Raw genomic sequence first — 24654 nt, forward strand, 5'->3', positions numbered from 1 at the left:
CGCTCAGCCCTTCCCGTCCCCGGAGCCGCCCCACTGGGCGCCCCACCGCGTCGGCGGCGCGGCCGCGGCCGGCAGGCCCGGCTCGTCCGGATTGTGTGCGTGGTACTCCACCGCACCCGCCGTCATCCGCATGAACGCCTCCTCCAGGGACGCCTGCTGAGGGCTCAGCTCATGCAGCGTCAGTCCGCTCGCCGCGGCCAGTTCGCCGATCTGCTTCGCCACACCCACGCCCTCGATCTCGAACGAGCCGTCCCCGACCTCGACGGCCGTGACGCCCGCACGGTGGAGGACGTCCTTGAGCTGTTCGTGCTGGGGGCTGCGGACCCGTACGAAGGAGCGTGAGTTCTCCGCGATGAAGTCCGCCATCGAGGTGTCCGCGAGCAGTCTGCCCTGGCCGATGACGATGAGATGGTCCGCGGTCAGCGCCATCTCGCTCATCAGATGGCTGGAAACGAACACGGTGCGGCCCTGCGCCGCCAGGTTCTTCATCAGGTTGCGGATCCAGTGGATGCCCTCGGGGTCGAGGCCGTTGACGGGCTCGTCGAACATCAGGATCTTCGGGTCGCCCAGCAGCGCCGAGGCGATGCCCAGCCGCTGGCCCATGCCGAGGGAGAAGCCCTTGGACTTCTTCCGCGCCACCGGGGTCAGGCCGACGACGTCCAGCACCTCGTCGACGCGGGCGCGCGGGATCTCGTTGCTCTGCGCCAGGCACAGCAGGTTGTTGTACGCGCTGCGCCCGCCGTGCATCGCCTTGGCGTCCAGCAGGGCGCCCATGTACTTCAGCGGCTCGGGAAGGTCGCGGTAGTGCTTGCCGTCGATACGGACCACTCCCGCGGTCGGCGTGTCGAGGTCGAGCATCATCCGCATGGTCGTCGACTTGCCCGCGCCGTTCGGGCCCAGGAAACCGGTGACATGGCCCGGTCTCACATGGAAGGAGACGTGGTCGACGGCGAGCTTGTCGCCGTACCGCTTGGTCAGCTCTTCAACCTCGATCACCCCTCACACGCTAGAGGGGGCACCTCGACGCCGCACCCGGAGACGTCGAGCGGAAGGCCCCGCACCATGCGGTGCGGGGCCTTCGCGGGACCGTCGGGACCAGGCGTGCGTCAGCGGGACTGCTGCGCCGGCACCCCGGGCTTCGCGTCGTCCACGTCCGGCGTCGCCTGCGCCGCGACCGCCGCGCCCGTGAGGGTCGCCAGCATCTCGCGGACGTTGGTGAGCTGGGCGTTGATCGAGTCGCGGCGGTTGGTGAGGGCCGCCAGCTCGCGCTCCGACTCGGAGCGGACCCGGTCCGCCTTCGCGTTCGCGTCGGCGACGATGTCCTCGGCCTGGCGCTGCGCGGTCTCCACCGTCTGGCGGGCGCGGCGCTCGGCGTCGGTGCGCAGCTTCTCCGCCTCCAGGCGGAGCTGCTCGGCGCGGTGCTCGATCTCGGCGAGGCGCTTCTCGGCCTTGGCCTGACGGGAGGCCAGGTCGCGCTCGGACTGCTCGCGGCGCTTGGCGAGGTTGGTCTCGAAGTCGGCGGCGGCCTGGGCGGCCTTCGCGCGGGTCTCCTCGAAGAGGGCGTCCGCCTCCTCGCGCTTCTGCTGGGCGTCCTTCTGCGCGTCCGTGCGCAGGCCGACCGCGTCGCTCTTCGCCTTGTCGACGATGCGGGCGCCCTCGTCCTCGGCCTTCGCCTTGCGCTCGGCGGCGAACGACTCGGCGTCGTTGCGCACCTGCTGGGCGGCCGACTCGGCCAGCTCGCGGTGCTGCTCGGCGGCCCGGCGGGCCTCCTCGCGCAGATCCTTGGCCTCCTCCTCGGCGAGGCGGAGGATCTTCTCGACCCGGGCACCGAGGCCGGCGTAGGACGGCTCGGCGTCAGCGACCTGGGCCTGGGCGTTCTGCGTTTCGAGATGAAGCTCCTCGATCCGCTTCTCGAGTGCGGTGATGCGCGCCAGCGCACTGTCGCGGTCGGCGACGAGCTTCGTAATGCGCTCGTCCACCTGACCGCGGTCGTATCCGCGCCGCACGAGCTCGAAGCCGAAGGGGGAGGAAGTGTCGCTCATGGGTTTCCTGTCGATGAGACCGGGTGAGGTGATAGGGGGAATCTTAGGGGCCCGGGCGGCGTGTCATAGAGTCATTCCGGACTTGATCTGGAGAATGACCCTTCTTTCGAGTGGCTAGCCGTCCGTCTGCTTGCCACCCGAGCGGGGTGCCCCCGCCGCTGCCGGGGATTTCGAGCCGTCCTTGCCCCCCGCGGACGGCGGTGCCTCGAACGATTCCAGCGCTTCGAGGACGTTCTGGACGCGGGAGATCTCCGCGTTGATGTCCTCGCGGCGGCGGGTGATGAGTTCGAGTTCGCGCCGTCCCTCCTCGATGATCTTTTTCGCCTCGGCCCGGGCCTCGATTTTCATCCGCTCGGCCTCGTCGAAGGCTTCCGCCTTCTTCGCCTCGGCTTCTTTGAGTAGACCCTCGGCCTTCTTCACCGCGGCGATACGGACCTTGCTCGCCTCGCCATTCGCGTCGGAGATCATTTCCCGGGACTTGGTCTCGGCCTCGGTGAGCTGCTCGTTCGCGGCCGCGACCAGCTTGTCGGTGCGCTCGCCCGCGGCACGGGTCAGCTCCGCGGTCTCCCGGCGGGCCCGCTCGTGCAGCTCCTCGATCTCCGTGTCCGTGCGCGAGCGCAGCTCCTCCGCGCGCTCGCGGATCCGCGAGGCGTCGCGGCGGGCCTCCTCCAGCGTGGTGTCGGCCTCGGCGCGGGTGCGCTCGGTGAGCCCCTGCGACTCCGCGGTGGCCGAGGTGACGATGCGGTCGGCCTCCTTGCGGGCGGCGCCGACCATCGTGTCGGCCTGCTCCTCCGCGGCGGTGGCGGCGCGCAGCGCCTCCTCCTGCGCCTTCTCGACGAGCTTGTCGGCCTGCTCGGCGGCCTCGGCGCGGCGCTTGGAGGCGTCGGCCCGGGACTCGTCCCGGATCCGCTCGGCCTCCTCGCGCATCCGCTCGGACTCGGCGATGGCCTCGGTGACGGTGGACTCGGCGAGCGCCTTCGCGGCGGTCGTCTCCTCCTCCGTCTCGCGGCGCAGCGTGGCGGCGTAGTGCTCGGCGGCGGTCTTCAGACCGGTGATCTCCTCGCCGGCCTCGGCGTGCAGGTCCTTGACCGCGTCGCGCACCTGCTGGGCGTGGGCCTCCGCGGAGGTCACCATCTCGCGCGAGCGTGTCTCCGCGTCCCGCAGCAGCCGCGTCGCCTCGGTCTGCGCCTCCTCGACCCGCTTGCGGGCGTTGGCGAGCAGTTCGTCGCTCTCCACCCGCGCCTGGCTGCGCTCGCGGTCGGCGTCCTGCCGGGCGGTGGACAGCAGCTCCTCGGCCTCGCGGCGGCGCCGGTCGGCCTCCGCCTTCGCGGCCTCGAGCGCCTCGGCGGCCTGCGTCTGCAGCCGCTCCGCGGCGGCCGACGCCTCCGCGCGCAGCCGGTCGGCGGTCTCCTGCGCCTCGGAGCGGACCCGCTCGGCCTCCTCCGTCGCGTCGGTGTGCAGCCGGATCGCGGCGGCCTCCGCCTCGGTCCGGGCGGCGCCCGCGGCGGCCGCGGCCTCGTCCCGTACCCGGGTGGCCTCCTGCTCGGCCTGCTGCTGCAGCGTCCGCAGCCGCTCGGCGGCCTCCGTCCGCAGCCGCTCGGTCTCCTCGGCGGCCTCGCGGCGGATGCGCTCGCCCTCGGCGCGGGCGTCGGTCAGCGCCTGCTCCGCCGCCGTGATCCGCGACTCCGCCTCGCCGCGCAGCCGGGTCAGCTCCTGCTCGGCCTCCGCCCGGCGGCCCTGGGCGGCCTCCTCGGCCTCCTGGCGCAGTCGGCGGCCGGCGTCCTCGGCGCCGTCGACGATCTCCGCGGCGCGGGCCTCGCCCGCCGTCCGCGCCTCCTCGGCCTCGGCGCGGGCCTTCTCCAGCGTCTCCTCGGCGGTACGGCGTACCGCGGACGCCCGCTCGATCGCCTCGGCGCGCGTGCGCTCGCCGTCGGAGGCGGCCGTCTCGCGCACCTCCTCGGCGTCCTTGCCGGCCCTGGCGAGGATCTCCTCGGCGGACTTCGCCGCCTCCTCGATCTTCGCGACGGCCTCGCGGCGCGCCTCGCCGCGGATCCGCTCGCCCTCGGCCACGGCGTCCGCGCGCAGCTGCTCGGCCTCGCCGCGCAGCCGGCGGGCCTCCTCCTGCAGCTCCACGGTCTTCTGCCGGAAGGCCGCGGTGTCGTCCTTCGCGGCGCCCTTGACCTGCTCGGCGGTGTCGGCGGCCTCGCGGCGCAGCCGGTTCGCCTCGGAGGTGGCCTCGGCCTTGATCCGGTCGGCCTCTTCGCCGGCGGAGCGGGTGGTGGCGCGGGCCTCGGCGGTGGCCTTGTCGATGACCTCCTCGGCGGTCTTGGCCGCCTGCGCGAGGGCGTTGGCGCTCTCCTCCGCCGACTTGGAACGGGCCTGGTCGCCGGCCTCCGCCAGCAGCGTGTCGGCCTGCCGGCGGGCGTCGGCGAGCGCCTGGTCGGCCTCCGCCTTGGCCTTCTCGGCGTGCTTGGTGGCCTCGCCGACCAGCCGGGCGATCTCCGCCCGGGTGGTGTTCATCCGCTGCTCGGCGTTGGCCTCGGTGTCCGCGATCCGCTTGGTGACGGTCTTCTCCGCCTCCGCCACGAGCCGGTCGGCCTCGGTGCGGGCGGTGCGCAGCTGCGTCTCCGCCTCCTGCATCCGCGCCTGCGCCTGGCGCTGGAGGTCCGCCGCCTCGCGGCGGGCGCCCTCGGACTCGGCGGTGGAGCTGGAGCGGAGCGTCTCCGCGTGCTGGGTGGCCTCGGCCGCCTGGGTGGAGGCGGCGTTCAGCAGCCGCTCCGCCTCGGTGCGGGCCCGGCGCAGGATCTCCTCGGACTCCGCACGGGCGGTCTGCGACTCCGAACCGGCGCGCTGGCGGGCCTGCTCGGTCAGCCGCTGCGCCTCGGCCCGGGCGTTCGCCACGGCCTGCTCGGCCTCGGTGCGGCTCTCCTGCAGCAGCCGCTCGGCCTGGGACTCGCTGCGGGCGCGGACCTGCTCGGCCCAGCGCACGTTCTCGTTGACGTGGGACTCGACGCTGGTGCGCCGCTCGGACAGCTCCTCGTCCAGCCGCTGGCGCCGCTTGATCGCCTCGGCGTGGAGCTCGGCCTCCATCCGGGCCTGGCGCTCGGCGTGCTCCTGCAGCAGCCGCTGGTTCTGGGCGCGGGCCTCGCGCAGCTCGCGCTCGACGTCGGCGCGCATCTGCTCGGCCTGGATCTGGGCGTTGCGCAGCAGCTGCTCGGCCTGGTGGCCCACGCTGTCGTACGACGAGCGCGTCGAGATGCTGCGGCGCGCCTCGTGCAGCTTGGCGCGCAGCACCTCGACCTGGTAGCCCAGGTCCTCGGCGTGCTGGACGGCCTTCTCGCGCTCCTTCTTCAGCCGCTTGATCTCGGCTTCGAACTGGGAGAGCCCGTCCAGAGCCCCCTCGCCCTGTTCAGGCTGGTAGCGGTCGTAGCCCCGCACTGCGCGGTCCCATCCGTCCCCTGGTCGTCGGTGTCCTGCTGTACTGATGAATCTGACGATTCAGCGATCAGACAATCGTGCCAGATCATCGGGCCGCCCCAGGACGGGGACGGCCCCCCTGCACTGTACCGGGAGCGGAACCGAGAGGTCAGTGGCCCGTAGGAAGGCCACTATAGGTTTACGCGTGCCCATCCGGGGATGCGGTAACCAGTTCGGTCAGTACTCCTCCGCAGTCCTTCGGGTGGAGGAACGTGATGCGCGAACCCATCGACCCGCGGCGCGGCTCGTCGTACAGCACCCGCACGCCCTTGCCCCGGATCGCCTCGGAGTCCGCGTCCACGTCGCCGGTGCCGAAGGCGATGTGGTGCACGCCCTCGCCGTTCTTCGCGAGCCACTTGCCGACGGGGGAGTCCTCCCGGGTCGGCTCCAGGAGCTGCAGGTACGAGGCGCCGCCGTCGGACGTCTCGTTGATCTTGAGCATGGCCTCGCGGACCCCCTGCTCCTCGTTGACCTCGGTGTGGAACACCTCGAAGCCGTAGGTGGAGGTGTAGAACTCGACGGTCCTGTCGAGGTCGTGGCAGGCGATCCCGATGTGGTCGATACGCGTCAGCATGGAACCAGTGCACCGCTCACCCGCCCGGTTACGCAACGTGCGCACGGTCACAGCCGCCGGGCAGTGACCCCGACGGGTACGCGTCAGTACATTGACGTTAACCCTCATTCACTCTCCCCGAAGGGGCGAACGCATGACTGGCACCACCTCTGTGATCGTTGCTGGAGCCCGTACGCCCATGGGCCGGCTCCTCGGCTCCCTGAAGTCCTTCTCCGGAGCGGACCTCGGCGGCTTCGCCATCAAGGCGGCGCTGGACCGGGCCGGCATCTCCGGCGACCAGGTCGAGTACGTGATCATGGGCCAGGTCCTGCAGGCCGGCGCGGGCCAGATCCCCGCCCGGCAGGCGGCCGTCAAGGCCGGTATTCCGATGAGCGTTCCCGCACTCACGGTGAACAAGGTCTGCCTCTCCGGCCTCGACGCCATCGCGCTGGCCGACCAGCTGATCCGCGCCGGCGAGTTCGACATCGTCGTGGCCGGCGGCCAGGAGTCCATGACAAACGCCCCGCACCTGCTGCCGAAGTCCCGCGAGGGCTACAAGTACGGCGCGATCGAGATGCTCGACGCCATGGCGTACGACGGCCTCACCGACGCCTTCGAGAACATCGCGATGGGCGAGTCCACGGAGAAGCACAACACCCGCCTCGGGATCGAGCGCGCCCCGCAGGACGAGATCGGCGCCCAGTCCCACCAGCGCGCCGCCGCCGCGCAGGCCGCGGGCCTGTTCGACGCGGAGATCACCCCGGTGGAGGTCCCGCAGCGGCGCGGCGAGCCGGTCGTCTTCGCCAAGGACGAGGGCATCCGCGCGGAGACCACCGCCGAGTCGCTCGGCAAGCTCCGCCCCGCCTTCGCCAAGGACGGGACCATCACGGCCGGTACCTCCTCCCAGATCTCGGACGGCGCCGCCGCGGTGGTCGTGATGAGCAAGGCCAAGGCCGAGGAGCTGGGCCTTCCGTGGCTCGCGGAGATCGGCGCCCACGGCAACGTGGCCGGCCCGGACAACTCCCTGCAGTCCCAGCCCTCCAACGCCATCCAGCACGCCCTGAAGAAGGAGGGCATCGGCGTCGACGACCTCGACCTCATCGAGATCAACGAGGCGTTCGCCGCCGTCGCCGTGCAGTCGATGAAGGACCTCGGCGTGACACCCGAAAAGGTGAACGTCAACGGCGGCGCGATCGCCCTCGGTCACCCGATCGGGATGTCCGGCGCCCGCATCGTGCTGCACCTGGCCCTGGAGCTCAAGCGCCGCGGCGGCGGTGTGGGCGCGGCCGCGCTGTGCGGTGGCGGCGGTCAGGGCGACGCGCTGATCGTGAAGGTCCCCGGCAAGTAGCGGCGCCCACCGCCCGACCCCTCCCCGAGCGCTTCGGGCGGGGGACGCCCCATCCCGTACGACAGGAGCGAGCGCATCCATGGCAGCTGATGTCCCCACGCTGGTGGCCCAGGCCCGGGAAGGCCGGCCGCGTGCCGTCGCCCGGCTGATCTCCCTGGTCGAGGGGGCGTCGCCGCAGCTGCGCGAGGTGATGGCCGCGCTCGCCCCGCTCACCGGCGGCGCCTACGTCGTGGGCCTGACCGGCTCCCCGGGCGTCGGCAAGTCCACGTCCACGTCGGCGCTGGTGTCGGCGTACCGCAAGCGCGGGAAGCGGGTCGGCGTGCTCGCCGTCGACCCGTCCTCGCCGTTCTCCGGCGGCGCGCTGCTCGGCGACCGGGTGCGGATGAGCGAGCACGCCTCCGACCCGGGCGTCTACATCCGCTCCATGGCCACCCGCGGCCACCTCGGCGGCCTCGCCTGGTCCGCGCCGCAGGCGATCCGGGTGCTGGACGCGGCGGGGTGCGACGTGGTGCTCGTGGAGACCGTCGGCGTCGGCCAGTCCGAGGTGGAGATCGCCTCGCAGGCCGACACCTCGGTGGTGCTGCTCGCACCCGGAATGGGCGACGGGATCCAGGCCGCGAAGGCGGGGATCCTGGAGATCGGCGACGTGTACGTCGTCAACAAGGCGGACCGCGACGGCGCGGACGCCACCGCCCGCGAGCTCAACCACATGCTGGGACTGGGCGAGGCCCGGCAGCCCGGCGACTGGCGCCCGCCGATCGTCAAGACGGTCGCCAGCCGGGGCGAGGGCGTCGACGAGGTCGTCGAGGCCCTGGAGAAGCACCGCGCGTGGATGGAGGAGCACGGCGTGCTCGCCTCCCGCCGGCTCTCCCGCGCGGCGAACGAGACGGAGACGATCGCGGTCACGGCCCTGCGGGAGCGCATCGGCGATCTGCACGGCGACCGCCGCCTCACGACGCTCGCGGAGCGGATCGTGGCGGGGTCGCTGGACCCCTACGCGGCGGCGGACGAACTGGTGAAGGGCCTGACGGAGGGCTGAGCCCCCGTCCCCTGCGCCCTGCCCGCGTCCGTCACGCCTTGGCGAGGGCCGCGTCGTCGCCGACGCGGCCCGCCAGCTCCTGGGTCACCTTGCGCTCGACGAAGAAGGCCGCCGTCGGGATCGTGCCCGCGATGAGGACCCAGAGCTGCTTGCCGACCGGCCACTTGGCCTTCGACCCGAGGTCGAAGGCGAAGACCAGGTACACGATGTACAGCCAGCCGTGGGCGATGCCGACCACCTTGGTGAAGCTGTCGGCCCCGTCGATGTCCAGGGCGTACTTGCCGACCATGCCCAGCGTCAGCAGGATCAGCAGGACACCGGTGACGTAGGCCATCGTCCGGTAGCGGGTCAGCACGCTCTTCTTCATGCCTACGAGCGTAACGGCGGCCCCGCGGCGATCTACGGGGCCCCCGGTGTGGAAGGCGTCACCCTTCCTCGAAGTCCCCCGCGGCTATGCGCAGCGGCCGCAGCATCGCGAAGATCTCCCCGCACTCCTCCCCGTCGTACACGGAGAGGCCGAAGTCCATCGCCATCAGGTCCCGCGTCGCCGCGTCCACGACCTCGCGCCCCTTCCCGGTGATCGACGCGAGGGTGCCCCGGCCGTCGTTGGGGTTCGGGCGTTTGGCCACGTAGCCCGAGCCGACCAGCCGGTCGATGGTGTTGGTCACCGACGTCGGATGGACCATCAGCCGCTCGCCGATCTTCGACATCGGCAGCTCGCCGGCCTTGGAGAAGGTGAGCAGCACCAGCGCCTCGTACCGCGCGAACGTCAGCCCGTACGGCTTGACCGCCGCGTCCACCTGTCCCAGCAGGATCTGGTGCGCCCGCATGATCGAGGTGATCGCGGCCATCGAGGGCACATCGCCCCAGTGGCGCTTCCAGAGGTCGTCCGCGCGGGCGATGGGGTCGAACGGCAGGCTGAGCGGCTTCGGCACGGCGCAGACATTACCCGCTGGTCATATCGCGGTCAGCCCCGTCTCACTCCTCGGTCCGGTCCGTCCGCCGCAGCCCGGCCAGGACGAGGGCCACGCACAGCGTCCCCGCGGCGCCCGCGCCGGCGACGACGTACTGCACCGGCACGAACTCCGCCGCCGCCCCCGCGGCCGCCATCCCCACGCCCTGGATCGTCATCAGCCCGGCCTGCAGCAGGGTCATCGCCCGCCCGCGCAGGTCCTCCGGCACGGCGTCGATGAACCACCGGTCGAGCCCGAGCGTGTACGCCGAGCCGAGACCGGACGCGACGAGCGCGACCAGCGCCAGCGGCACGCCGGGATGCACGACGTACAGCAGATACGGCAGCAGCGTCGTCGCCGCGAGCGGGACCACGATCCGCGACCGGGTGGCCGGGGAGAGCGCCGAACCGGCGTACACCTCGCCCGCGATGGTGCCGACGGGCAGCGCGCACATCAGCACGCCCAGCGCCACCGTGCCCGCGCCGATGCTGTCGGTGTACGGCGCCACCAGCGCCTCCGGGGCCACGGAGAACATCGGCGGCATCCAGAACAGCAGCATCAGCAGCCGGATCCGGCGGTGGCCGAGCAGCTGCCGGGCCCCGGAGAGGGATGCCTTCAGCAGCGCCGCCTTCCCGTCGCTGCGGGCCGGGCGCCGCCGGGTGCCCAGCCGCAGCACGACCGCGGAGGACAGGAAGGTGACGGCCGTGATGACGAGGGCCTGGCGCGGGGAGAAGAGGGCGAGCAGGACGCCGCCCACGCCGTAACCGGCGATCAGCACGCTCTGGCTGACGATCCGCAGCAGCGAACGGCCCAGCACGAACAGGTCGCCCTCGCCGAGGATGTCGGAGAGCGTCGCCGCCCGGGTGCCGGCGAAGACCGGTGCGATCGCGGCGATCGCGCAGCGCAGTGCGAGCAGCACGCCGACGCCGGTGCCGGGCAGCACCATCGCGGCGGCGGCCGTCGCGCAGAGCAGATCGCAGGTCACCAGGACGCGGCGGGCGGGGTAGCGGTCGGCGATGCCCGCCAGCAGGGTGCCGCTCAGGAGATAGGGGAGGAAGCCGACGGCGAAGGCCAGGGCGCTCATCAGCGGGGAGCCGGTGAGCCGGTAGACCAGGACGGACAGCGCGATCTCGCTCACGATGACGCCGAGCAGGGACAGCACGTGGGCGGCGAAGACGGCGCGGAACTCCGGCACGGCGAAGACGGCGCCGTAGCCGGGTGGCCGCCGCTCGGGGGCGGCCGGTTCCGTCGTGGACGGCTGGGGGTTCGCTGACATGCCCGCAGCTTCCGGCGTACGGACAGAGCGGCGTAGTGTTTCGCCGCACAGCGAATCACCCGGTACGGAGAGGCGGGGAGCATGCCGTCGAGGCTGGCCTTCGGAGCGGAGGACCTGCTGCGTCTGCGCTTCGCCATCTCGCCGCTGTGGGAGACGCACGAGGCGGCGCGGACGCTGCGGCGGCCCGACCGGCAGGGGTTCCATCTGCCGTGGCTGCACGAGATCCGGGAGCGGTCGCGCTCGCTCGACCTCACGCCGCTGTGGCTGTTCATGCCGCGCTCCGGCACCACGCCGGACTTCCTCGGGCCGCCGCCCGTGAGCCTCACCGCGTCCATCGAGGAGGAGCTGGCCCTCGTCCGCGGCTCCGACCCGGCCCAGGCGCTGCGCGACATGCGGCTGTCGCTCGCCGACACCCCGGGGGCCGCGGACCATCCCGTCGCGCGGCGGCTGGTCGCGGACCCGGTACGGGCGGTGGCGGAGCTCGCCGATCTGCTGCAGGAGACGTGGCACGTGCTGGTGGAGCCGCACTGGCCGCGGCTGCGCGAACTGCTGGAGGCGGACGTGGCCTTCCACGCGCGCCGGCTCGCGCTCGGCGGCTTCGAGCTGCTCTTCGCGGAGCTGCATCCGAAGGTCCGCTGGGACGAGGGGACGCTCACGGTCGACAACCGCTGGGACTACCACCGCGAACTCGGCGGCGAGGGGCTGCTCCTGCTGCCCAGCGCGTTCCTCTGGCCCGACGTCGTGACCGGGTTCGCGCCGCCGTGGAACGCGGCCATCGCGTATCCCGCCCGCGGCGTCGGCTCGCTCTGGCAGCGGTCCGGCCCCGGGCCCCGGGAGGCACTCGTACGGCTCCTCGGCGCCGGCCGCGCGTCGGTGCTGGGCGCGCTGGACGAGCCCGCGTCCACCACGGCGCTGGCCGCGCGGCTCGGGCTCGCGCCGGCGACGGTCTCCGCGCATCTGAAGGCGCTGCGCGACGCGGGGCTGCTCGTCTCGCGCCGCCGCCGGCACGAGGTCCTGTATGAGCGGACGCCGGTTGGGATCGCGTTGTACGGGGGGTCTGGGGGGCTGGTAGGCCCCCCAGAGGAAAGCACCGGGTTGCCCGACCTAACCGCGCACTAGTGATCCACCGGATTCACCCATACAGCGGGAAGACGCCCGATGCGGAGGTAGGGGATCCATGTAACGATCAAGCCATATCACCCGCCTCGCCCAGGGAACCTGGATGTCAGGACGTACCCTCCCCACCGCCCTGATCAGCCTGGCGCTGATCGTCGCCGCAGCCCCCACCACCGGGTGCTCCACCCCCGGCGAACCGGACTCCGTACCGGCGGCCGCCGTCCGGTCGCCCGTCCGGTCGCCCGCGATCGGCGCCGAGCAGGCCGCAGCGCGGGCCGTGCGCAACGAGACGCCGTTCTGGGCGGATCCGGACAGCGACGCCGCCCGGCAGGTCCGGGACTGGGAGGCGGCGGGACGGGCCGGCGACGCGCGGCTGCTGCGGCGGATCGCCGAGCAGCCCATGGCCGTCTGGCCGTCCGGGGACGAGAACCAGGTCGGTCCGGAGGTGCTGGCGCACGTGCAGGGCGCGGCGCGGGCCGGCCGTACGGCGGTGCTCGTGGCGTACAACATCCCCCGCCGCGACTGCGGTCAGCACTCGGCGGGCGGTGCGGCCGACCGGGCCGCGTACCAGCGCTGGATCGGCGCCTTCACGGACAACATCGTCGGCGACGACAAGGCCCTCGTGGTCCTGGAGCCGGACGCCGTCCCGCACATGGAGGACGGCTGCACGCCGAAGGAGTACCACGGCGAGCGCCAGGAGATGCTCGGCGAGGCCGTGCGGCGGCTGAAGGAGCGGCCGGGCGTCAAGGTCTATCTGGACGCGGGCAACTCCGCCTGGAACCACGACACGGGCTTCCTCGCCCGGCGGATGTGGGAGTCGGGCATCAAGGAGGCGGACGGCTTCTCGCTGAACGTCTCCAACTTCCAGACCACCGACGACAGCCGCCGCTACGGCCGTGAGCTGTCGAAGCTGCTCGGCGGCAAGCACTTCGTCATCGACACCAGCCGCAACGGCAACGGCCCGCTCGCCGACCGCGAGGCCACGTGGTGCAACCCCCCGGGCCGCGCCCTGGGCACCCCGCCGTCCACGGACACGGGCGACCCGCTGGTCGACGCGTACCTGTGGATCAAACGCCCCGGCGACTCGGACGGCAAGTGCCGCGGCGGCCCCGCGGCGGGCACGTGGTGGCCGGAGTACGCCCTCGGCCTCGCACGCGCGGCGGAGGAAAACGAGCGGGAGGGGGAGTAGGGCCCCTCCCCCCCCGGCCCTGGTGCGGACACACCGCTTGACCCCGCGGGGGCGCGGGGTCGGGTCGCCGCCCGGCGGGGCCACGGTCGCCGTGGGGATGGGGGTCGGGTCGGGCCGCCACCTGGCCGTGGTCGCTGTTGCCGTGCGGGGTGGGTTGGGTGGCCTCGGGGGCCCGGGGCCGCGTCCGGGCTTACGGGTTGGGGTGGCGCCCTCTCCGCAGCACTCGTGCGCGGAGCCCCGGGCTTACCACCTGAGGCGAGCAGCCTTTGCGTGGGGGTCCGGGGCGGAGCCGTCGGCTGACTGGCTGGGGTGAGTGCGGTCTCCGCGGGGCGCGGAGCCGCGGGCGACCGCCTGAGGCGAGCGGCCGCTGCGCGGGGGTCCGGGGCGGAGCCCCGGAGCCACAGGGCGAGGCGAGCGCGCTACCTGCCGGGTGCGCGGCGGAGCCCGGTGTTCGCCGCCTGGGGCAGTTGCTTCTTCATCACGGTTCGGGGCGGAGTCCCGAGAGCAGGACCCCGTGGGGTTTGGGGCGGAGCCCCGGGGCTGACCGTGTGGGGCGGGCGCCCTCTGTGACGGGGTTCGGGGCGGAGCCCCGGAGATGGTCGCCGGGGTCGAGCGCTCGTCGCATGGGGTGCGGGGCGGAGCCCTTGTGTTTGGTGGATGGGGTGGGCGGCCCTTCCCGTGGGGGCCGGGGGCCGGGGCCCCGGGTGTTCCGCTGGGGGGTCAGGGGAGGTGGACCCACTTGGCTTCCGAGGGGAGGCCCTCGGTGTCTGTCATCGTCAGCATGTACCAGCCGGGTGGGACCAGGGAGCGGTCCGACGGGATCTTCACCGTCACCGTGCCGCCGCGCTTGGTGAAGTCGAGCTGGACCGAGCGCTGTTCGACGTCCGTGACGTGCGTGACCGAGCTGGGCCGCAGCAGCCGGACCTTCGACACCCGCGACGCGCCCTTCACCTCGTACGTCGCCTTCCCGCCCACCGACGGCCGCTGCGGCCCGTCACCGATCACCGGCCGCTTGGCGATGTCCTTGTGGTGGAGGTACGGCGGCTCGTACACCTCGATCCGCTGCTCGAAGGTGCCCTGCCGGGTGTTGCCCTTGTCGGAGAAGAGCGAGTCGGAGCCGAAGACCGCGACCCGCCCGTCGGGCAGCAGCAGCGCCTCGGTGTGGTAGTTCCGGCCCACCACCGGATCCGCGGCCTGCCGGAAGGAGTTCGAGCCGGGGTCGTAGAACTGCGCCTTGAGGACGTTGCTGGCGCTGCGCCCGCGGTAGTCCCTCGAGCCGCCGGTGGTGAAGACCGAGTCGTCCGGCAGGATCACGCTGTTGAGGTAGCGCGTGCGCTCGGGGAGGTCCGGCCCGTCCCGGTAGACGGGGTCGGAGGTGGTGAGGTCGACGATCGTCGTGCGCTTCGTCGACTTCTTCGACTCACCGACACCGCCCCCGCCGAGGACCATGACCTTCTGGTCCTGCGCCGGCGGCAGCAGCAGCGAGCCCGCGGTCTCCAGCTGGTCCGGGTCGGTCATGCCGGGGACGGGCTCGAAGGTGTTCTTCTTCAGGTCCCAGAGCCCGGGGACGCGCCCGCGCTCCGCCGGCCCGTAGCCGGCGTTGGCGCCGGAGTAGAAGAGCTTGCCGCCCTTGGTGAGGAAGAGCGCGGGGTACGTCGGGAAGTAGCGGTTCGGGCCCTTGGACCACTTCTTGGTCTTCGGGTCGTAGATCTCGTTGTCCCCGTACAGGATCTCGCCGACGTCGTCGAGGCCGGAGACGGACAGCACCCTGCCGTCCGCGAGGGTGACCAGCGTCGGGTACCAGCGGGCCTTCGCCATCGGGTCGACCCGGACGTACTCCTCCTTCACCGGGTCGAACTCGTAGGCGTCCTTGATCCCCTGGAAGTCCTGCTTGTCCATGGTGAGTTTCTGGGCCAGCCCGTAGACGTTGTCGGCGTCCGCGCCGCGCAGCCCCTCGATCTCGTACTGGGCGTGCACGCCGTTGACGAACTTCCGCCCCTTCTTCTCCGCCTCCACGAAGACGGTGGTCTCCGCGGCCGTCACCTTCGTCCTCGTACCCGTGCCGGTCTTCTTCGCGGCGGGGACGGTGACCGCCGTCATCGAGTGGTACGTCAGACCGGAGGGGGATATGAACCGGGTGCCCTTCGCCAGGCGCATCGGCTTGTCGGGGTCCTCGTTCTTCACGAGCATCCGGCCGCCGGCCCGTTCCACGTCGCCGCCGAGGCGCTCGTAGCGGGCGGTGCCGCCTGCCACCAGCAGTCTGCCGTCGCCGAGCTGGGTGTGGCCGGCGCAGAAGAGGTCGGCCGGGGTCTTGACCTTCCGGTAGCTGTTGTCCTTCGGATCCCACAGCACCGTGGTGAAGGTGCCGGCGTCGAACTGCCGCCGGTCGTTGCCGGATCCCGCGATCAGCAGCACCTTTCCGGTGTGCAGCAGGGAGGCGTGGATGGCGTTCAGCCGGTAGCCGCCGGGGGTGTTCATCAGCTGCCACGAGCCGTACCGGGCCTTGTACGCGGGCTGGGCTATTCGGTAGTCGTGGTACTGCTCCGACGCGAAACCGATCGCCGCCGGGGCGTTGAGCCCCGCGAGTACGAGGACGACCCCCGTGCCCATCAGTGCCTTCTTCACCCGCTTGGTGGGCCGGTACGGCATGGTCAGTTCCCTCCTGAGGACATGGACGTGGCAGAGGCGGAGGCGGACGCGGAGGCAGAGGCGGACGCCGACGCGGAGGCCGACGCCGGCGCGGCGGTGGACGCCGTGCCCGGCCGCGGCGCGGGGCGGCCCTCGGCGGGTCCGGCCGCCCTCGCGCGGCGCCGGCCGGCGTACTCCGACCAGGCCCAGATCGCGGTCGGGGCGAGGGCGATGAGCAGGGCCAGCGCCGCCCAGGTGCGCATCGCCGCATGGGTGTTGCCGAGGACGACGGACGCCAGGAACGACACGCCCAGCACGGCCACCCAGAACAGATGGATCCGGAACGTCGCCAGCCGGTCGGCGCTCGCGGTCCCGCCCTTCGGGGTGACGACGAACCTCGACGGTCTGCGCAGCAGTGCCGCCTTGAAGGACTTCAGATACACCGGCGCCGACATCGCCGACATCAGCATGCCGCCCACGCCGCCCGAGCCCTCGGGCTCGTGGGGGGAGACGTTGTGGCGCCGGTTCCACAGGTACAGGCCGATCTGGGCCGCGGCGGCGTCGCTGTAGAGCATCAGCCAGACCGAGGCGGGCACCTGGGTGCCGGAGGCGCCGAGCCACAGGAACAGCACGCAGGACAGGGCGCCGATGAACCAGTTCACCGCCGTCATCGGGTAGTAGACCAGCATCAGGGAGTAGCTCCACAGCCGCTTGAGCGGCATCCGCAGGGGCTGCTTCCAGTACTGCCGGAACCACGTCTCGTAGGTGCCGCGGCTCCACCGCATCTGCTGGGTGAAGAAGTCGGTCCAGGACTCGGGGCCCTCGCCGACGGCGAGTACGTCCGGGGTGTAGACGGACTTCCAGTGCCGGCCGGTGCGCGGGTTCCTGCTGCGGTGGAGTTCGAAGCCGGTGGCCATGTCCTCGGTGATCGAGTCCTGCAGTCCGCCGATCTCCTTGAGCGCGGCCACGCGTACGGCGTTGTTCGTGCCGACGAACATGGGGGAGCCGTAGTGGTTGCCCGCGCGCTGGATCAGGGCGTGGAAGAGGAACTGCTGGCTCTCGGCGAGCTTGGTGACCGGGGTCTCGTAGTTGCCGTAGACCTGCGGGCCGACGACGAAGGCGACGTCGTCGTCGCGGAAGTAGCCGAGCATCCGCTCCAGGAAGTTCGGCAGCGGTACGTGGTCGGTGTCGACGGACGCGAAGTACTCGTAGTCGTCGCCGTGGGCCACGAGCCAGGCGTTGTAGTTGCCGTGCTTGGTCTTCGCGCGGTAGGCGCCCTCGGGCCGGTTCCACTCGGGGACGCCCCTGCGGGTGAAGTGGCGTACGCCCAGCTCCGCGCAGAGCGTTCGGGCCTCGTCGTCGTCGCCCTCGTCGAGGAGCCAGATGTCGAGGGGGCCGTCGTGGGTCAGTCGGGTGGCGCCCTCGAGGGTCGCGCGGACCATCGCGATCGGTTCCTTGCCCGGGACGTACGTCGTCAGGAACGCGACGCGGGTGCCCTGCCGCGGGGTCACCGGGACGGGGTCGCAGGCGACCATCGTGGCGTGGGCGATCGAGACGACGTTCACGAGGCGGAAGCTCTCGATCAGGAAGATCGCGATCAGCATCACGGCGTCGGCGACGAGCAGCCAGGTGGGGGCGCCCTCGCGGCTGGTCCAGTGGCTGGGCCAGACCAGGTACAGCAGCAGTACCAGGGAGAGCGACGGGGCCACGGCCATGAGGGCGATGGCTCGTATTCGGTGGGGCTCCCCCGAGAGCAGGCTCCGGGTCCGCACGCGGTACGCCTCCGCGGGGTCCGGTTCTGTCAGGGGGCCGGCGAGGCGGCTGTACGTCTCGTAGTCGTAGCCTCCCCGACCGGTAGCGGATGCCCTTTCATCGCCCTCCGGCCGCACGATCCCTCCGATGGTTCGACGATCTACACAGGTCCACAAAAGTGGACGTATCGGCGTATCTCAACTCAAGCGGGTCCGTTCGTGGGCGCTTTGCCGCGATCGAGGCTTCGCCTCGGGGGTCTGCCCGGGCTCGACGCGTGCCGGTGTCACCGGCGTGTCGGCGCTGCGCGCCTCGGCCTCAAACGCCGGCCGGGCTGTGGTGCGTCGCGCGGGCGCCTGCGGCGCGCTTCGGGCTCCGCCCGAAGTCCTCAAGCGCCGGACGGGCTGGTTTTGCGTGGGCTCGACGTGTGCCGGTGTGACCGGCGTGTCGGCGCTGCGCGCCTCGGCCTCAGGCGCCGGCCGGGCTGGGGTGCGTCGCGCTGGCGCCTGCGGCGCGTTTCGGGCTCCGCCCGAAGTCCTCAAGCGCCGGACGGGCTGGTTTTGCCCGGGCTCGACGCGTGCCGGTGTCACCGGCGTATCGGCGCTGCGCGCCTCGGCCTCAAGCGCCGGCCGGGCTGTGGTTGGGTCGCGCGGGCGCCTGCGGCGCGTTTCGGGCTTCGCCCGAAGTCCTCAAGCGCCGGACGGGCTGGGGTGCGTCCCCTCGGTGCTGCGTCAGGTCGCCGGCAACAGGCGACCCGGCCCCCGTCGGGTACCGACCCGGGCCTGTCGGGAGGTAACCCGGGCCCGTCGGGCAGCGACCCGGGCCTGTCGGGAGGCGGCCCTGGTCGGTGGTGGCCGGGGGCGATTTCAGCCTGTCCGGCGTTTGAGGACGAGCGCCGTAGGCGCGATGCGGGCGTAGCCCGCGACGGGGGGTCGGGGGCGGAGCCCCCGCAGCGGGACTGGAGCCGGAGGGGGCCAGGGGCTAAGCCGCTGGTGTGGGACTGGGGAGCGTGGGGGTCGGGGGCGGAGCCCCCCCGCGGTGGGGTGGGTGGGGGTGCCCCCGCGAGGGGTTTGCGGGGGGCTGGCACAATGGGGGGGCCGTTTGTGAAGCGGCGCACAAGCGACCTCGATCGAAGGCAAACCGTGGATCTCAAGACCGCCTCCGCCCTGCACCGACTGCGCCTCGTCTCCCTCATCGAGGCCGTGTCGTTCCTGCTGCTCCTGACCTGCTCCGTGCTGAAGCGGACCACCGACTTCGACGCCGTACCCGTCATGGGCCCCGTCCACGGCGTGCTCGTGGTGCTCTTCCTCGTCTTCCTCGCCGACGCCTGGAACCGGGCGAAGTGGCCCCTCAAGCGCCCCGTCGTCCTGTTCGTGCTCTCCGTGCTGCCCACCGGCGGGTTCTTCGCCGACCGGATGCTCCGCCGGGAGACCGAGGACGCCGTCGTCGCCGCGCACGGCCGCGCGGACGTCCCCGCCGAGGCGTAGCCCCCGAGGCGGAGCCGTCCCCGGGACGACCCTGAGGCATCCCCCACAGCACCCCGAGGCCCCTGGCCAAGGCCGTACCCCCGGCGCTAGCGTCGGGCCGTGGCTCAGTTCAGGCTCCAGGGGAGCAAGGTGCTCGCCGTCGATCTCCACGGCGACACCGTCAAGGCGAAAAACGGGGCGATGGTCGCGTACGACGGCCAGATGGCCTTCAAGAAGCTCAGCGGCGGGGGCGAGGGGGTCCGGGGGATGGTCACCCGCCGCCTGACCGGCGAGCAGATGACCGTGATGGAGGTGAAGGGGCAGGGGACCTGCTACTTCGCCGACCGGGCGAGCGAGATCAACCTCGTCCAGCTGCAGGGCGACAAGCTGTACGTCGAGGCCAGCAATCTGCTGTGCACCGACGGCGGCCTGCGCACCGGCACCAGCTTCACCGGCATGCGCGGCGCGGCCCAGGGGAACGGGCTGTTCACCACGACCGTGGAGGGGACCGGCCAGGCCGCCATCATGTCCGACGGCCCCGCCGTCGTGCTGCGCGTGGCCCCCGGACTGCCGCTGCAGGTCGACCCGGGCGCGTACATCGCCCACCAGGGCAATCTGCAGCAGCACTTCCAGTCGGGCATCAACTTCCGCACCGTCATAGGCGAAGGCGGCGGCGAGGCGTTCCAGATCCGCTTCGAGGGCGACGGACTGGTCTACGTCCAGCCCAGCGAGCGCAACACCATCGGGGGCGATGTGTGATGCCGTTCCAGTCCGTCAACTCCAAGATGGTGCGCGCCCAGGTCGTACCCGGGCAGCGGATGTTCAGCCAGCGCGGCGCCATGCTCGCGTACACGGGCGAGGTGAGCTTCACCCCCAACATCCAGGGCGGCCAGGGCGGCATCGCGTCGATGATCGGCCGCCGGGTGGCCGGCGAGGCGACGCCGCTGATGACCGTCGAGGGCAGCGGCTCCGTGCTGTTCGGGCACGGCGGCCACCATGTGCACGTGGTCGAGCTGAACGGGGACACCCTCTACGTCGAGGCCGACCGGCTGCTCGCGTTCGACGGCTCGCTGCAGCAGGGGACCATGTTCATGGGCTCCCAGGGCGGCGTGATGGGCATGGTGCGCGGCCAGGTCACCGGGCAGGGGCTGTTCACCACGACCCTGAAGGGCAAGGGCGCCGTCGCCGTGATGGCGCACGGCGGCGTGATCGAGCTGCCGATCACGCCCCAGCGCCCGGTCCACGTCGACCCCCAGGCCTACGTCGCGCACCGCGGCGACGTACGCAACAAGCTCTCCACCGCACTCGGCTGGCGCGACATGGTGGGCCGCGGCTCCGGCGAGGCGTTCCAGCTGGAGCTGTCCGGCAGCGGCACGGTGTACGTCCAGGCGTCCGAGGAGAAACTGTGACCGGTCCCGTCATCCACGACGTCAACACGCTGCCCAGCAATGACAACGTCAACAACTACACCTTTAGCGTGGATGTAAAGGGGCAGTGGTTCCTGCAGAAGGGGAAGATGATCGCCTACTACGGGCAGATCTCCTTCGACGGGATCGGGCACGGGCGGCTGGACCGGCTCGTCGCCACCAGCTTCCACTCGCCGCTGCACGCCTCGGACTGGGTGGTCGCCGAGGGCAGCGGCAAGATGCTGCTCGCCGACCGCGCCTTCGACGTCAACTCCTTCGACCTCGACAACGGCAACCTCACCATCCGGTCGGGGAACCTGCTGGCGTTCGAGCCGTCGCTGTCGCTGAAGCAGTCGATCATCCCGGGCTTCCTCACCCTCCTCGGTACGGGGAAGTTCGTGGCCGCCTCCAACGGGCCGGTGGAGTTCGTGGAGCCGCCGATCCGGGTCGACCCGCAGGCGCTGGTCGGCTGGGCGGACTGCCCGGCGCCCTGCCACCACTACGACCACCAGTACCTGCGGGGCGTGGTGGGCGGACTGCGGCGGATGACCGGCGTCGGCGGGGTCTCCGGCGAGGAGCACCAGTTCGAGTTCATCGGCGCGGGCACGGTGCTGCTGCAGTCGAGCGAGACCCTGATGGCCGAACGGCCGACCGGGGCCACCCCGCAGCAGGCGGGCGTGCCCGGTCAGGGTCAACCCGGCGTTCCGCGACTGCCGGGACAGCTGGGCGACTTGCAGAGGCGCTTCGGTTTGTGAGCCATACTCGGCGGTGAGGGGCACCGGTCGAACGTGCGCCCAGGCGTGCGCCCGGCCGGGTGCCTACGCTGGTTGTTGTCCGCAATTCAAGGATTGGACAGATACACCGCGATGACGTCCGCCGAGTCCCCCGACGGCCCCCGCTGGCTCAGCGACACCGAGCAGTGCGCTTGGCGCACCCAGCTCGAGGTCAACAAGCTGCTCATGTACCAGCTGGAGCGGGACCTGCAGCCTTTCGGGCTGACCAACAACGACTACGAGATCCTGGTCAACCTCTCGGAGTCCGAGGGCCGGCGGATGCGGATGAGCGATCTCGCCACGGCCACGCTGCAGTCGAAGAGCCGGCTGTCGCACCAGGTGACCCGGATGGAGGCCGCGGGGCTGGTCCGCCGGGACGCCTGCGAGTCGGACCGGCGCGGGCTGTACGCCGTGCTCACCGACGCCGGCTGGCAGCTGATGCAGCGCGTCGCGCCGCACCATGTGGCCTCCGTACGGCGTCACTTCATCGACATAATGACCGCCGAGCAGCTGCAGACCCTGCGTGATTCGCTCACCCCGGTCGCCGCCCATCTGCGGGAGCGGCGCGGCCAGGTCTGAGCGCGTACGGCGAGGTCAGACCGCCGGCAGCCGGACCGTGAAGGACGCCCCGCCGGCGGCCGACCGGCCCACCGTCACCGTGCCGCCGTGCCGTTCGACGACGTCCCGGCAGATGGCGAGCCCGAGCCCCGCGCCGCCGTCGTCGCGGCTGCGGGCGTCGTCGAGCCGGACGAAGCGCTCGAAGATCCGCTCCCGGTCGGCGGGCGGCACCCCCGGCCCGTCGTCGGCCACCTCCAGCACGGCCCGGCCGCCGTCGCGGGCCAGGGACACCGACACCTCGCGCGCGGCGTGGCGCACCGCGTTGTCCAGCAGGTTGGCCAGCACCCGCGCCAGCTGTCCGCGCGATCCGGGCACGGACACCGGCTGCACCCGGCCCGCGGTGACCTCCGGGCGCCGCAGCGTCTCCTCGCGTACCAGCTCGTCGAGCGCGACCGGCCCGGCGGCCGGCGCCTCGCCCGCGTCCAGCCGCGCGAGCAGCAGCAGGTCCGCCGCCAGATGCTGCAGCCGTACGGTGTCGGCGACCGCGCCGTCGAGGTCGAGCAGGTCCGGATGGGCGGCGCCCACCTCCAGCTGCGTACGCAGCGAGGCGACCGGGCTGCGCAGCTCGTGCGAGGCGTCCGCGACGAACCGGCGCTGGCGCTCCACCGAAGCCTCCAGCGCGGCCAGGGTCTCGTTGGTCGTCCGGGCCAGCCGCGCCACCTCGTCATGGGTGGCCGGCTCGGGCACCCGGCGGGTGAGGTCGGTGGAGGCGGTGATCGCGGCCATCTCGGCGCGGATGCCCTCCACCGGGCGCAGCGCCCGCCGCGTCACCAGCCAGGTCACCCCGGCCACCACGGCGAGCACCAGCGGCAGCCCGGTCAGCATGGAGCGGGCGACGGACCCGACCGCGGACTGCTCGGTGTCCAGGGGCGCCCCCGCCCACACGGTGTACGTCCGACCGTCCGGGGCCGTCGCGTCCAGCCCCGCGAAACGGTAGTCGGCCCGCTCGCCGTCCGTCTCGGCCCAGCCGTCGCCGTACGCCGCCTCGCCGGCCACCTCGCCGCGGCCGGGGTCGGCGGGGGCGTCGTCGTCATCGTCGTCGTCCTCGCCCCGGCCGCCGTGCCGGTCCGCCGACGCCGACGCCGACGGTGACGGTGACGGTGATGCCGGCGGGGCGGCGGACGGACCTGCCGCGACGGTGCCGTCCGCGTCCCCGGCGCCGTCGATCCGCTCCAGCCCGGGGCTCGTACGGACGTACCGGCCCGCCCCGTCGAGCACCGCCACCGGCGTGTCCTCGTCGAGCTGCAGGGACCCGGGCGCGACGCCGGTCGCCAGCTCGCCGGCCACCTCCCGGGCGTCCAGCTCCGCCTGCAGCCCCGCCTGGTCGTGCAGGTTGACGCGCAGCGCGAGCAGGACGGCGATCCCCGCGGCGACCAGCGCCAGCGCGACCACGCCGGTGGCGCCGAGCGCGGCCCGCGACCGTACCGAGCCGAACGCCCTACGCATCGGTGGCCGCCTGCCCGTCCAGCCGGTAGCCGGCCCCGCGCACGGTCCGGATCAGGCCCGGGCCGAGCTTGCGGCGCAGGGCGCTGACGTAGACCTCGACGATGTTCGGGTCGCCGTCGTAGGCGAAGTCCCAGACGTGGTCGAGGATCCCGGCCTTGGAGACGACCTCCCCGGGGCGGCGCGCGAGCACCTCCAGCACGGAGAACTCCTTGGTGGTCAGGGCGATCTCCGCGCCGTGCAGCAGCACCCGCCGCGCCGCCGGGTCCAGCGTCAGCGCGCCCGCGCGCAGCACGGGGGAGGCGCCCCGGGCCCGGCGCCGCAGCAGGGCCCGGATCCTGGCCAGCAGGACGACGTAGCTGAACGGCTTCGTCAGATAGTCGTCGGCGCCCGTGTCCAGGCCCTCGGCCTCGTCGTACTCGCCGTCCTTGGCGGTGAGCATCAGGATCGGGGTCTCGTCGCCCGCCGCGCGCAGGGCGGAGCAGACCCGGTAGCCGTTCATGCGGGGGAGCATGATGTCGAGCACGATCAGGTCGTAGTCCACCGTGGTCGCCCGGTGCAGTCCCTCCGCCCCGTCGTGGACGACGTCCACGGCGAAGCCCTCGGCGGTGAGCCCCCGGGCGAGGGAGCGGGCCAGCCTCTGTTCGTCCTCGACGATCAGCAGTCGCATGCCACCAGGGTGGCAAAGCGTTCCTGAAGAACCCTTCAGGGTCCTTCAGGACCCCTTCAGCAACGGCTCCGCATCATGGGCCGCGTCGCCGCCGGACCCGGCGGGGAACGGACCGAACCGGAGGAAACCCATGAAGCGCAACCTCGTCATCGCCGCCGTCGCCGCCGTGGCCGTCGCGGGGGGCACCGTCACCGCCGTCGCCGCGTCCGGGAGCGACGGCGGTTTGCGGACGGAGCAGGCCGGGGAGAGGGCTCAGGACGACGACGGCGGCGGCCGGGACGACCGCGGACGGGACGACGACGGCCGCGACGACCACGGCGACGACGACCGCCGCGACGACGACTCCCGTGACGCCGCCGCCGTCCGCGCCGCCTCCGTCACCGCCGCGCAGGCCGTCGACACCGCGCTGAAGGCCCGCCCGGGTCTCGTGGAGTCCGCGGAGCTGGACGACGACGGCCGGAACGCCTGGGAGGTCGACGTCCTCGGCCGGGACGGCCACTGGTACGAGGTGAAGGTCGACGCGGACAGCGGCGCGGTCACGTCCCAGGAGCGGGACCACGACTGACGGCCCGTCCGAGTTGCGGGGCGCCCGGCATCCCGGAGATTGGATGCTATGACCAGCTTCGAGAGCCCGGTCCCGCCCCGCCCCGGAGCCGACGGCGAGCCGGCCGCGGCAACCCCCGGCGCACAGGGGACACCAGCCGGGGAGCGGGCCGGCGCGCAGCGGCCACCAGCCGGAGGACAGGCGTCCGGCGAGGAGGCACCGTCTGGAGAACAGGCGTCCGGCGAGGAGGCACCCGCCGGGGAACGGGCTCCCGGCGAGAGGAGCTTGGCCAGCGGGTGGGTGAGCGTGCGTGGTCTGGTGCCCGAGTCCAGGGGTGCGGCGGCCAGTTCCGGGTCCAGGGACG

Annotated in this window: 21 protein-coding genes; 10 read left to right on the forward strand and 11 right to left on the reverse strand. The window is 72.6% G+C overall.

Going from position 1 to position 24654, the window contains the following annotated elements; genetic code table 11:
- Positions 1 to 3 precede the first annotated feature (3 nt).
- The 4 genes from AB0M28_RS27475 to mce form a co-directional block, all read right to left on the reverse strand.
- Complete coding sequence (locus AB0M28_RS27475) at positions 4 to 996, reverse strand: ABC transporter ATP-binding protein (protein WP_365410444.1); 993 nt, start codon at positions 994 to 996, stop codon at positions 4 to 6.
- A gap of 110 nt (positions 997 to 1106) precedes the next feature.
- Complete coding sequence (locus tag AB0M28_RS27480) at positions 1107 to 2042, reverse strand: cellulose-binding protein (RefSeq protein WP_365410446.1); 936 nt, start codon at positions 2040 to 2042, stop codon at positions 1107 to 1109.
- A 114-nt stretch (positions 2043 to 2156) separates the two neighbouring features.
- A complete protein-coding gene (gene scy, locus AB0M28_RS27485) occupies positions 2157 to 5480 on the reverse strand; it encodes a polarized growth protein Scy (protein WP_365410449.1) in 3324 nt (1107 codons plus the stop codon).
- 178 nt (positions 5481 to 5658) lie between these two features.
- On the reverse strand, positions 5659 to 6093 hold the full coding sequence (gene mce, locus AB0M28_RS27490) for a methylmalonyl-CoA epimerase (RefSeq protein WP_365410451.1): 435 nt from the start codon (positions 6091 to 6093) through the stop codon (positions 5659 to 5661).
- Positions 6094 to 6226: 133 nt separating this feature from the next.
- Here mce and AB0M28_RS27495 point away from each other — a divergent pair, with 133 nt between their 5' ends.
- Positions 6227 to 7420 carry an acetyl-CoA C-acetyltransferase gene (locus tag AB0M28_RS27495; protein ID WP_365410454.1) on the forward strand — a complete coding sequence of 398 codons (1194 nt, stop codon included), beginning with the start codon at positions 6227 to 6229 and terminating at the stop codon, positions 7418 to 7420.
- Between the two features lie 79 nt (positions 7421 to 7499).
- Positions 7500 to 8459 (forward strand): methylmalonyl Co-A mutase-associated GTPase MeaB, encoded by a 960-nt coding sequence (meaB, locus tag AB0M28_RS27500; RefSeq protein WP_365410457.1) that lies wholly within the window; start codon positions 7500 to 7502, stop codon positions 8457 to 8459.
- Positions 8460 to 8490: 31 nt separating this feature from the next.
- Here the strand turns inward: meaB and AB0M28_RS27505 are convergent, their stop codons facing one another.
- The 3 genes from AB0M28_RS27505 to AB0M28_RS27515 are packed head-to-tail and all read right to left on the reverse strand — an operon-like array spanning position 8491 to position 10688.
- Positions 8491 to 8826: a DUF3817 domain-containing protein gene (locus tag AB0M28_RS27505; RefSeq protein WP_365410460.1), complete on the reverse strand. Its 336-nt coding sequence runs from the start codon at positions 8824 to 8826 to the stop codon at positions 8491 to 8493.
- A 58-nt stretch (positions 8827 to 8884) separates the two neighbouring features.
- Complete coding sequence (locus AB0M28_RS27510) at positions 8885 to 9394, reverse strand: MarR family transcriptional regulator (protein ID WP_365410463.1); 510 nt, start codon at positions 9392 to 9394, stop codon at positions 8885 to 8887.
- Positions 9395 to 9437: 43 nt separating this feature from the next.
- Positions 9438 to 10688, reverse strand: coding sequence for an MFS transporter (locus AB0M28_RS27515; RefSeq protein ID WP_365410466.1), 1251 nt, complete (start codon positions 10686 to 10688; stop codon positions 9438 to 9440).
- Between the two features lie 81 nt (positions 10689 to 10769).
- Here AB0M28_RS27515 and AB0M28_RS27520 point away from each other — a divergent pair, with 81 nt between their 5' ends.
- Together AB0M28_RS27520 and AB0M28_RS27525 are read left to right on the forward strand one after the other, a co-directional pair.
- Positions 10770 to 11807, forward strand: coding sequence for a DUF5937 family protein (locus tag AB0M28_RS27520; RefSeq protein WP_365410468.1), 1038 nt, complete (start codon positions 10770 to 10772; stop codon positions 11805 to 11807).
- A 103-nt stretch (positions 11808 to 11910) separates the two neighbouring features.
- On the forward strand, positions 11911 to 12993 hold the full coding sequence (locus AB0M28_RS27525; protein WP_365410471.1) for a glycoside hydrolase family 6 protein: 1083 nt from the start codon (positions 11911 to 11913) through the stop codon (positions 12991 to 12993).
- Between the two features lie 720 nt (positions 12994 to 13713).
- On the opposite strand, the gene AB0M28_RS27530 is transcribed toward AB0M28_RS27525, so the two are convergent.
- A complete protein-coding gene (locus AB0M28_RS27530; protein ID WP_365410474.1) occupies positions 13714 to 15642 on the reverse strand; it encodes a kelch motif-containing protein in 1929 nt (642 codons plus the stop codon).
- 2 nt (positions 15643 to 15644) lie between these two features.
- Positions 15645 to 17393 (reverse strand): cellulose synthase catalytic subunit, encoded by a 1749-nt coding sequence (locus AB0M28_RS27535; RefSeq protein WP_365410477.1) that lies wholly within the window; start codon positions 17391 to 17393, stop codon positions 15645 to 15647.
- Between the two features lie 1119 nt (positions 17394 to 18512).
- On the opposite strand from AB0M28_RS27535, the gene AB0M28_RS27540 reads away from it, so the two are divergent.
- From AB0M28_RS27540 to AB0M28_RS27560, 5 genes are all read left to right on the forward strand, one after another.
- Positions 18513 to 18857 (forward strand): DUF3817 domain-containing protein, encoded by a 345-nt coding sequence (locus AB0M28_RS27540; protein WP_365410480.1) that lies wholly within the window; start codon positions 18513 to 18515, stop codon positions 18855 to 18857.
- Between the two features lie 99 nt (positions 18858 to 18956).
- The gene (locus AB0M28_RS27545) at positions 18957 to 19595 is read left to right on the forward strand and encodes an AIM24 family protein (RefSeq protein WP_365410483.1); all 639 of its coding nucleotides are present in this window, start codon (positions 18957 to 18959) and stop codon (positions 19593 to 19595) included.
- Positions 19595 to 20245 carry an AIM24 family protein gene (locus tag AB0M28_RS27550; protein ID WP_365410486.1) on the forward strand — a complete coding sequence of 217 codons (651 nt, stop codon included), beginning with the start codon at positions 19595 to 19597 and terminating at the stop codon, positions 20243 to 20245. Before AB0M28_RS27545 ends, AB0M28_RS27550 begins: the two co-directional genes overlap by 1 nt.
- The gene (locus tag AB0M28_RS27555; RefSeq protein WP_365410489.1) at positions 20242 to 20997 is read left to right on the forward strand and encodes an AIM24 family protein; all 756 of its coding nucleotides are present in this window, start codon (positions 20242 to 20244) and stop codon (positions 20995 to 20997) included. The genes AB0M28_RS27550 and AB0M28_RS27555 overlap by 4 nt, the downstream gene beginning before the upstream one ends.
- A 111-nt stretch (positions 20998 to 21108) precedes the next feature.
- Positions 21109 to 21594, forward strand: coding sequence for a MarR family transcriptional regulator (locus AB0M28_RS27560; RefSeq protein ID WP_365410504.1), 486 nt, complete (start codon positions 21109 to 21111; stop codon positions 21592 to 21594).
- A gap of 15 nt (positions 21595 to 21609) precedes the next feature.
- On the opposite strand, the gene AB0M28_RS27565 is transcribed toward AB0M28_RS27560, so the two are convergent.
- Positions 21610 to 23079: a HAMP domain-containing sensor histidine kinase gene (locus AB0M28_RS27565; protein WP_365410492.1), complete on the reverse strand. Its 1470-nt coding sequence runs from the start codon at positions 23077 to 23079 to the stop codon at positions 21610 to 21612.
- Positions 23072 to 23746, reverse strand: coding sequence for a response regulator transcription factor (locus tag AB0M28_RS27570; protein WP_365410495.1), 675 nt, complete (start codon positions 23744 to 23746; stop codon positions 23072 to 23074). Before AB0M28_RS27570 ends, AB0M28_RS27565 begins: the two co-directional genes overlap by 8 nt.
- A gap of 130 nt (positions 23747 to 23876) precedes the next feature.
- Here AB0M28_RS27570 and AB0M28_RS27575 point away from each other — a divergent pair, with 130 nt between their 5' ends.
- Entirely contained in the window at positions 23877 to 24311 is a 435-nt protein-coding gene (locus AB0M28_RS27575) for a PepSY domain-containing protein (RefSeq protein ID WP_365410498.1), read from the forward strand.
- Positions 24312 to 24654: the final 343 nt, after the last annotated feature.

It is taken from the genome of Streptomyces sp. NPDC051940, assembly GCF_040680895.1.
In the GTDB taxonomy this organism is placed as follows: domain Bacteria; phylum Actinomycetota; class Actinomycetes; order Streptomycetales; family Streptomycetaceae; genus Streptomyces.